The sequence below is a fragment of the [Clostridium] clostridioforme AGR2157 genome, assembly GCF_000424325.1.
Classification (GTDB): domain Bacteria; phylum Bacillota; class Clostridia; order Lachnospirales; family Lachnospiraceae; genus Enterocloster; species Enterocloster clostridioformis_A.
On the sequence record NZ_AUJR01000082.1, the window covers coordinates 1 to 9,895 of the forward strand.

Annotated in this window: 8 protein-coding genes; all 8 read right to left on the reverse strand. The window is 51.3% G+C overall.

Going from position 1 to position 9,895, the window contains the following annotated elements; translation table 11 throughout:
- Positions 1–249: IS200/IS605 family transposase (gene tnpA, locus G614_RS0122440; protein ID WP_027643370.1), on the reverse strand; the 249-nt coding region annotated here is incomplete at its 3' end.
- Between the two features lie 265 nt (positions 250–514).
- A complete protein-coding gene (locus G614_RS0122445) occupies positions 515–1,447 on the reverse strand; it encodes an alpha/beta hydrolase (protein WP_044918618.1) in 933 nt (310 codons plus the stop codon).
- Positions 1,447–2,694, reverse strand: coding sequence for a response regulator (locus G614_RS0122450; RefSeq protein WP_027643708.1), 1,248 nt, complete (start codon positions 2,692–2,694; stop codon positions 1,447–1,449). The genes G614_RS0122445 and G614_RS0122450 overlap by 1 nt, the downstream gene beginning before the upstream one ends.
- 3 nt (positions 2,695–2,697) lie before the next feature.
- Positions 2,698–4,146, reverse strand: coding sequence for a sensor histidine kinase (locus tag G614_RS0122455; protein ID WP_027643709.1), 1,449 nt, complete (start codon positions 4,144–4,146; stop codon positions 2,698–2,700).
- Positions 4,147–4,186: 40 nt separating this feature from the next.
- On the reverse strand, positions 4,187–5,035 hold the full coding sequence (locus G614_RS0122460; protein ID WP_027643710.1) for a sugar ABC transporter substrate-binding protein: 849 nt from the start codon (positions 5,033–5,035) through the stop codon (positions 4,187–4,189).
- A gap of 111 nt (positions 5,036–5,146) precedes the next feature.
- Positions 5,147–6,142: an ABC transporter permease subunit gene (locus G614_RS0122465; RefSeq protein ID WP_027643711.1), complete on the reverse strand. Its 996-nt coding sequence runs from the start codon at positions 6,140–6,142 to the stop codon at positions 5,147–5,149.
- On the reverse strand, positions 6,139–7,698 hold the full coding sequence (locus tag G614_RS0122470) for a sugar ABC transporter ATP-binding protein (protein ID WP_044918620.1): 1,560 nt from the start codon (positions 7,696–7,698) through the stop codon (positions 6,139–6,141). Before G614_RS0122470 ends, G614_RS0122465 begins: the two co-directional genes overlap by 4 nt.
- 85 nt (positions 7,699–7,783) lie before the next feature.
- Complete coding sequence (locus G614_RS0122475; protein WP_027643713.1) at positions 7,784–8,974, reverse strand: substrate-binding domain-containing protein; 1,191 nt, start codon at positions 8,972–8,974, stop codon at positions 7,784–7,786.
- Between the last annotated feature and the right edge of the window lie 921 nt (positions 8,975–9,895).

Sequence of the window (9,895 nt, forward strand, 5' to 3'; positions counted from 1 at the left end):
TCCTTTCAGGTTCTGCATAATCTCACTGGGGGCCAAGTTCGCTGGACATGACAATAGCATATGTACATGATCCGGCTGTATACTTCCTTGTAATATTTTTATTCCCTGACTGTCACAGCCTTGTCTCAGCAAATCTCGTAGCCTAAAGGCTACATCTCCTTTTAATACTTCATATCTATATTTCGTTATCCACACAAAATGGTACTTTATATCATATACCGTATGACTCCCATTTCTGTAATTTGCCATTTCTACGTACCTCCCGATACGCCAATTATATCACTGCCTCCTGGAAAAGGAAATGCCGCTGAAGCTCTACCGCCTAAAGGCGGTGGTTTTTACCTTAGGCTTGGAAAATAAATACAGTTACCGTGCTAACCAAGATATTTCATGTTAGCAATCCATAGATATTTAAGAGCTGACTCTCGAAATTGTGTGGATGTTCATCGAGAAAATCGTGGTATTTTGTGGGTCAGGTCTAAAAACACAAAAGTGGCTGTCGCTTTAACAATTCTTAGTGCGGCAGCCCCAATACAGAACCTGCGTTCCTGCTCCCCTTCATCATCCGTCGGAAAAATCCGCACTCCTCGTCATTGCACTGCTGTCCCTCCGCCTCCTGCACGGTCAGATGGAACACGTGGTAAAGCGGCCGCTCCTGATCCCCGTATAGCTTGTACTCACAATACACACCGGCCTCTTTAAGCTTTTCTCTGAGCTTGGGGGCCTGATCCATACAGAAATCCCCTACCGCAGTCATAAGGTATACCGGCGGGAAGCTGCTGTTCACGTGCTCGGTCACATTGATCAGACATCGCTCGCTCCGGGATCCCCTCTCCGGCAACAGATCTCCCATAAGCTCCAGGTTCATGCTCCCGCCCTCATGTTCCTCCTCTGTCAGCGGCTCATACGCGCCGCAGTTCATCCCGATCGCCCTGGGGACAAATCCCTGAGGCGCCTTGAAAGGGTACCGGGCAGCGTACTCCGGGGAGGTGCAGATGGCGGTATACAGCCCCAGCAGATGTGCCCCAGCAGAATCCCCCACCATGAAAATATTATCCGCATCGAATCCATAGGTCTCACGGTTCGCAAGGACCCATTCCATCACCAGGTTCGTGTCCTCCAGCTGGGCAGGAAATTTGAACTCCGGCGCCAGCCGGTACGAGAAATTCACCACCGCAAATCCCCTCCCGGCCAGCGACATGCAATAAAACTGGTACAGCTCCTTGTCCCCGTATACCCAGCCGCCCCCATGGATGCTCACAATCACCGGCAGCCGGTTTCCCCTTTCACATTTGGGGCGGTAAACATCCAGCCGGTTCCAGACAGGATCCGGCCCGTAGGCAAGGCCGTCGAACCGCTCAACTGTTTCCGGCGTGGTAAGCCCTGCGTCTCGCTTTGCATCGTTTACGCTCCATTCCGCTCTCATTCGCTTGCTTAACTCTGACATTATGTTCCCCTCTCTGATTCTGTTCTTAGCAATTCCTGCCTGTATGCCCCAATGGTTTTCCCCACGTTTCGCTTAAACACCTTGCAGAAATACGTGGTATTGATATACCCGCACCGGTCTGAAATATCCCTGACGGTGAGATTCTGATTCCGGCACAGCTCTTTCGCCCGGTCAATGCGCACCGCAGTCAGGTACTCCACAAAGGTGCTTCCCGTCTTTTCTTTAAAAATGTGGCTCAGGTAATACGGACTGATACCCACGCTCTCCGCGCAAGCCATCAGGGAAATGTCCCGGATAAAATTGCTAACGATATATCGTTTGGCTGTTTCCACATAATCCTTTATCTTATCGGCATTATCCGCCGGCAGTTCCGGCAGGTCTTTGTGATCCTCCCTGAGTTTGACGATACTCTCCTGGTAGGAGCGCGGCATATCGGAAAAGGAAGGATAGACAGCGCCCACCCCATAGAGGCATTCCGATCCCGTGCGATCCATAAGATCCTGCGCGATGAGCTCCGCCAGCCCTGCGCACCAGCTTCTCTGCTCCTCCCGGTCCGAACGCTCGGGAGCAAAGAGCAGCACAACGATTCCGTCGGATGTGACGGTGGCCAGAAAGCCGCAGATCCCGTCCAGTATTTTCCCTAACTCCCCATTCAGTTCCCTGGCCCCCATCTGGTCCGGCCTTTTGATGAGAAATGTCGCGATACATCCTCCGGAAAAATGCAACCCATTGATGTCCAGGTAGACCTTAAAATGTTCCTCATCGCATTTTTTTGAAAATATGGACATCAAAATTTCGCTGCCCAGGTAAGGGTTCACTACTTGCAGCGCCGAATCCAGATTGCTCTGCCTGCTGTTTTTCTCCCGCTCAGCCTCCACCGCCCTGCACAGCTCCGTAATCACCTTGATCTTCTCGTCCTGTTTGCCGGGTTTCAAGATGTATCCGTCGGTTTTCAGGTCAAGCGCTTTTTTCACATACTCAAAATCGCTGAACGCCGTATTGATGATAAAACGGGTTTTACAGCCCTTGCTGCGCATAAGCTCAATCACCTCGATCCCGGACAATCCCGGCATCCGTATGTCCACCACCGCCAGATCCGGCTCCAGCCGTTCCAACAGTTCTTTCAGCTCCACACCGTTTTCGGCCAGCCCGGTCACCTGGATGTGCGGAAAATTTTTTGCCACCAGCATCTCCAGGCTTTTGAGCACCAGCGGCTCGTCGTCTGCAATCACCATCGTAAAATTCATAGGTCACCCTTCCCGCTGAAGCCAAATCATAATTTTTAACCCCGGATTCATAGTTTCAATTTCAAATTTTGCATGCCCGTTGTAAAACAGCTGGATTCTGTGATAAATATTCCGCAGCCCGATGTGCATGCCGGAGGAACCGTTATTTTCAAAATCCTCGTAGATGCGGCGGATCTGCTGGGGCGTCATGCCCACTCCGTTGTCACTTACCTCCATACAGATGTGATTTTCGGTCCGGAACACCCTGATCCACACGCAGCCGCCGCTCATTTTCATGGCAATCCCGTGCTGGATGGCGTTTTCCACAAGGGGCTGGAGAATCATACAGGGCATCTTGAAATCAAGACAGCGTTCATCCACATCAAAGAAGTAAGAGTACCTTCCTCCATACCGGTATTCCTGGATGGCCACATAGTCCTTCAGATTTTCCATCTCTTTTTGCAGCGTCACGGTCTTTGAGATATTGTCCAGATTATACCGCAGAAACGTGGCCGTGATCTCCATAAGCTCCGCGCACTGGTCTGCATTTTCGATGCGCGCCAGGGAGGAAATCATGTTCAGGGTATTGAACAGGAAATGGGGATTAATCCTGGACTGCAGAAAATTCAGATGGCTTTTCTGCAGCTCGCTGTATATGCGCAGGTTTTCAATCTCCAAGGCGGCCAGGCGCTCCTTAATATCTGCGTTCTCCTCGATCTTGCGCATCTGATCCCGGATAATCTCAATCATGTGGTTGAACGCCCCCGCGAACTCGTCGAACTCGTCATTGCTGCCCACCTGAATCGGCTCCGCCAAGGAGATATTCTCCCGCATGGAATTTACGCCCGCCATCATTTTCCGGATGGAACCGGACACCTCCCGGATGACCTTGTACAGGTAAACGCTGCAGATGAGCCCCATCACGGTCATAAGCGCCAGCTGAAACATGGCGGTGTATCTCTGCAGCCGGTCCAAGCGCTCTTGCATCGCTCTCAAGGTCCCCAGCTTTGCGGTGTAGGTATTCTGAAACCGCAGATTGACGTAGCCATAAACCTCCTGAAGCTCACCGTACTGCTGTTCCAGAGAGGTATAATCCGCGCCTCTGCGTTTCTTCCCGTTTAAATATTCCCCCAGGCTTTCCATCAAGCCTTCACTTTTTTCAATGTAAGTCTTGACGGTGTTGCAGGCATCGGACTCCTCCCGTTCAAAGCGCTGTTCCAGCTGAGCCTCGATCCCCGTTATCCCCCCCAGGACATTGCCCTTTCCCCTGTCATAGGCTTTTACTCCATCTGTGGAGAGGTACAGGTATGCCAAGTTGACGCTCTCATTCAGATCGTTGACCGCGGTTTCCAGACGGTTGACCGCCACCAGCTCCGAGGTTGCCCGGGAGTACCGGCTGGAAACGTAGAAATTTTCAAACAGACCGGACACCAGGAACACCAGCACGAAAAATCCCATAATGATATATCCCATGGCATATTTTTTTGCTACCGTATTAAAAAGACGGATTTTTTCATCGGCTGACCTCGTCGTAATAATCGGCGGACAGCCAATAACAGTCCGTATAGATAACGTCGCCCGTGTAACTGCCCTCCGATACATAATTTGCAATCTCCTCCACGATACGGCGGCCCATCTGGTTCGTATCCTGTTTTACCACCCCCGCAAGCACGCGGCTTTCCACCCCTGTGTACGCATCAAATCCAACTACAAAGCGGTACTCCGTGTCAGGCCCTGTGAAGGCATGGCTCAGTGTTTGTCCTCCCGTGCCCTCCAGGCACGCCAGAATATCCGCCTCATCGGACAGGCTGTGGTACTGATTCATAAAGGTAAGCCCATCGTAGTGGTTGTAGTTCACGCTGGTGATCTCTATGCCGGGATACTGGGCGATCACATCCTGGAATCCCTGCAAACGCTGCTCCAAATTTAAATAGCCGGGTTCTCCCGTCACCACCGCAGCCCTCGCCTCTTGGCCCGCCAGCCTGGCCAGGTTCTCGCCCAACATTCTTCCGGCCTCATAATTGTCGGTTCCAATATACAAGTTGCACGGAAAATCCCGGATCGCCGTATCCACGCAAATGATCTGAATTCCCTGGTTCTGTGCCTCCAGAATCACCTGCCGAAAGGTTTCGTCCTCATTTCCCTGGATCACAATCACGTCCACCCTGGCAGCCACCTGCTGCTTCAGGATATCCGTCATCTGGCTGATATTGTAATTGAGCTGGGGAATGCTGATCTGAATATCAATATTGTAAGAATCTCCCAGCTCTGCTTCCGCCTCTTCAATTCCCTCCCGAATCAGACTCCAGTATCCGTCGTCATTGTGGGGCAGAATGACAGATACCCTCGTGACCGGATACAAGGCTTCCTCCCCGCTCCCGCAGCCCGAGAGCAAAATCGCAGCAAGGAGGAGCGTCAGCGTCAAAAGCCCCGCAAGGCAGCCGCTGCATCTTTTGTAATCTCTGTGCATTTACTATTTTTTGGCGGCATACTTGCGCATATCCAGGGCCACCGCGACAATAATAATCAGCCCTTTTACGATAAACTGCCAGTAGGAGCTCAGTCCCACAAATGTAAGGCCGTAGTTGATCACGCTGAAGATGATGACGCCGAGAAATGCGCCCGGCACATTTCCAATTCCTCCGGCGAAGGAGGCGCCTCCAATGATGCAGCTTGCGATTGCATCCATCTCATAGCCCTCCGCAAACGCCGCGTTCGCACTTCCGGTGCGGGCCGCCAGCATACAGCCTGCAAAAGCCGCCAGGGCGCCGGAGAGCATATAAACGAACATGTCGATCTTAAATGAGTTGATACCTGCTACCTTTGCCGCCTCTCTGTTACCTCCTATCGCGTAGATATTTTTGCCGAGCGTTGTCATATTTAACAGCACGAATACTAATATCATAACAAGTAACGCTACAATTATCAAGTAAGAGAGCCCCATAAAGGAGCCGGTTCCGAACTGTACAAAGGATTGCTTGTAGCCTGCCAGAGGCTGGGAATTGTTCGGCGCTTTCTTCAAAAACAGCAGATTTCCTCCGTAAATAATCAGCTGCATTCCCAGTCCGGCGAGAAAGGCCGGAACCCGGAATTTTGAGATGATGATACCGGTGACTGCGCCCACCATCAGCCCGGCCGCTACAGACACGAGCATGGGAACAATGATCGGCAGCTCCCCAAGCCCCGGCCAGAACTTCAGGTAATAGTCGGCCTGCTGCGCCAACGTGCCTGCAATCACTGCACCCAGACCGGCCAGACGGCCCACAGTCATATCCATGCCGCCCGCGATGATCACCACCAGCATACCCATGGCCAGCAGAATCTTGGGCGCGCTCTGGATCAGTACATCGCTCAGCACCCTGGCCGACAGAAAGGACGGCGAGATAACCGCAATTATGACAATCATAATCAACAGACAGATATACAAAATATTGTTAATCAAGAATTTTGAAATGTTTTCCGATTTCATGGTTTCTCCTTTACATCTTCCGCGGTATAGGTGCTGGCCAACAGCATGATTTTTTCATCCGATATCTCGGAGTGTTCGATGATCCCCGACATATGGCCCTCGCACATCACCATAATCCGGTCCGACATGCCCATCAGCTCCGGCATCTCCGAGCTGATCATGATCACGCACTTCCCGTCCCGGGCCATTTCCTCCATCAATTCATAAATCTCATATTTTGCCCCCACATCGATTCCCCGGGTCGGTTCATCCAAAATCAGGATGTCCGGCTCTGACAACAGCCAGCGTCCCAGCAGCACCTTCTGCTGCGTCCCTCCGGACAGCGATTCCATGGGCGTTTTCAGGGTTGGGGTCTTGACTGAGAGCATATCCACATACCGCTTTGCCTCCCGTCCGCGCTTTTTCTTGTCCAGAAACAAGCCGTTTTTCCGGTATCGCCTGGGATTCACGTTCTGATCCACCACCAGCATGTTGTCCACCACGGAGGCGCAGCCGATATTTCCCGTCTTTCTTCTGTCCTCTGTCAACAGCGCCATTTTATTTTTTATGGCATCTGCCGGGCACCTGTTGTGAACTTGTGCTCCGCCTATGTAGAGTTTTCCTCTCCTGATTTCACCCAGGCCAAAAATAGCTTCCATGAGCTCGCTTCTCTGGGAGCCCACCAGTCCGCCGATCCCGAATATCTCACCTCTGCGCACCGAAAAGCTCACATTCTGGAAGGAATGTGGATTGACGCTGGTCAGTCCCTCCACCCTTAACCAATCTTCGCTTCCGGGCTTGTGCGTCTTAGGCGGGAAGCGGTTATTCATCTCCCGTCCCACCATCCGGCTCACAATCGTATCCGTTGTCATCTCCTTTGCAGGCCAGGTCCCCACCAGCTTTCCGTCCCTCATAATGGTAATTTCATCGGATATCTGAAGGATCTCGTCAATTTTGTGGGAGATGTAAATCACTGCGGCGCGCTCCTCCTTCAGCTGCCTGATAATTCTGAATAATATTTCAGTCTCCGTTTCCGTTAGGGAGGAGGTAGGTTCATCCATGATAATTACCTTGGCTCCGATGGACACCGCCCGGGCGATCTCTAACAGCTGGCAGTAGGAGGTCGAGAGCTCCGATACCTTCTGTTTCGGGTCGATTTTGATGCCGATCCGCTCAAATACCTCCTGGGTATCCCTGACCAGCCGCTCCCGGTCCACCCAACGCACCCCCGCCCGCTTTTTGTAGGGCAGGCGGCCGAGAAAAATATTTTCACTGACATTCTGGGTTCGCACCGGGTGGAGCTCCTGATGAATCATGGATATTCCCAGATCCATGGCATTTCTGGGGTTTTCTATCTCCACCTTCTCTCCGCTTATTTTGATGAGCCCCGCATCTGGGGAATAGATGCCGTAGATACACTTCATAAGAGTGGATTTTCCTGCACCGTTTTCCCCCATCAGAGCGTGCACGGTGCCAGGCTTCACGCGCAGCGAAACGCCATCCAGGGCCTTTACTCCGGGAAAGGTTTTCGTAATATCAACCGCTTCTAAAACATATTTTGCATTACTCATGTTCATTTTCTCCTCTTATCATAAAAGACCAGGCATAAGGAACCTGATCTTTTATGGTTCTTTGCCTCAGAACACAAACTGCCTGCAATTATCAGAAGCTGGTATCGTTGATATCATAGCTTGCGTCTCCCACATTGTCCTTGGTGATGGAAATATAGTCGATCAGAATTTTGTGCCCTTCCACATGGACTCCGTCGATTCCAATGCTCTCCGTGGTAACCGCCTCGCCCTTCTCCAGCAGGTACATCAGTTTGTAAATGGATTTAGCGAGCTTGACAGGATTGTTCAGGCTGGTTTCCAGAAGCGTTCCGTTCTTTATACTCTCGCAGCCTGCCACCGTGGCGTCCACGCCTACCACAGGGACGATGTTGCTCTCATCTGTGAAATATCCGTGGGCCTGAAGCGCTGCGATTGCGCCCAGCGCCTCATCGTCGTTATCCGCAAGAATGCAGTCGATATCGTCGCCATAATTGGCAATCAGCGCTTCCACGTTCGTCTGCGCCTCGGAACGGGAAAAGTTACACAGCACGCCGTTGATGGAGTCTCCGCCTTTCACGCCCGTCACGTCGTCTCCGCCGATGTTTTTGCCCAGCTCATATCCCGCGCCCTCGATGGCGGCCAGACTGTAGGAGGAACGGTTGATGGTATCGCTGAAGGTCTGCATTCCCTGAAGGAGAATGAAATCCACCTTTCCGTTGCCATTTCGGTCCCAATTTTCGTGGGTGTTAAAATACTCTGCGATGGCGTTACCCATATTTTCGCCCGACTGGGTGGATACGGACGAGACGTACCACAGATTTTCATTCTGGGCAAAGGCGTCGTCGCTGGGACTTGTGGTGTTTGCAAAAATTGCCACAATGCCGTTGTCCGTACAGGTCTTTGCGATGGAGTCGGCAGCCGGATTGTTGATGTTGTTGATAACAAGATACTTTGGCTTCTGGGTCAAAAAATTGTTGAAATTGTTATCCTGGACCGTAATGTCGTTCTGGCTGTCCGCGTCGCTGATTTTAATGGTTCCGTCGGCGGCCGCAACGTTGCCCAGACACTGGCGGGCATTGGCGATAAAAGTATCCGCAAAATTGTACCAGATCACACCGGCCGTAGCATTACCCACAGCCTCAGCGCCTTCCGCCGTGCCGGCCGGGGACTCTGCGCCTGCAGTCCCTGCCGTCTCCACCGCTTTCGCCGCTTCCGTGGCCGCCGTGTTGGAGGAGCCGCAGCCCGCGATCAGTGCGGAGACCAGACCCGCTGCCACCAGTGCGCCATACATTCTTCGTTTCATTTTTGTTACCTCCCTTTTGAGTGCTTGTTTTATGATCTGAAAAAAGTATAGCACAGCGAAGTTTTGGCTTAAATTCAAGATACTTGCAGACAGGGTTAAAATAATTGCGGTAGAGTTTGGGAATGAACAGCCCCTTCAATGCACTTTCTTGCGAAACGCAAGAAAGTGCATTGAAGGGGCTGTTGCGGGGATTGTTGCAGCCGTTTCCAATATACTCCGGATAACTATGCAATGCGCAATGCCATATTTCCTCCGCACCTGATTACCGTTTCGGTCAACATGGAACACTATGCGTCCTTCCCGGTCATACCGGCATGTCTGGCTGTTCCCCTCCTGGTCTATAATCTCTCAAAGCTTCCCCTGGCTGTTATACCGGTACGGGATAATGCCTCCATTGGCATCCATGGTGCTGGTAATATGACCGGCATAGTCATAGGTGTACTTCTCCTCCCCTCCCTCTGCTCTCTATCTGATGTACCCGCCCCCAAGAGTCCATATGGTAGCCTGTCCAGTTCTGATTTCCATCCTGGATTCCGGTAATCCTGCCTCTGGCATCATACATGTATACCTGAGCCGCCCGGTTTGCCTGTTACTGTTCACACCCCAATGTCATTTAGTTAACTTTTTGTAAAAGAAAGAATGTTTCTTTAAAATAGAGATCTGACGTTCCAAACGGATAGATTGAAGAGAAGGATATAGGGATTATTTATCAGAAGTAGTTTTGTAGATATTTTACCGCAAGGCAAACAAGCAGATTTACATCTGCTTCAAAAAAGGGTATTATAGATATTGATGAAACTGTTACTTATGCTGCTCGATATATAAAATATCGAGGTTTTCGGAAGTGTGCCGTTTGGAGTCGTGGATACTGTCGATCATTCCGTATCGGAATCAGCTCTTTTGTCAGCAGGGACATCACAT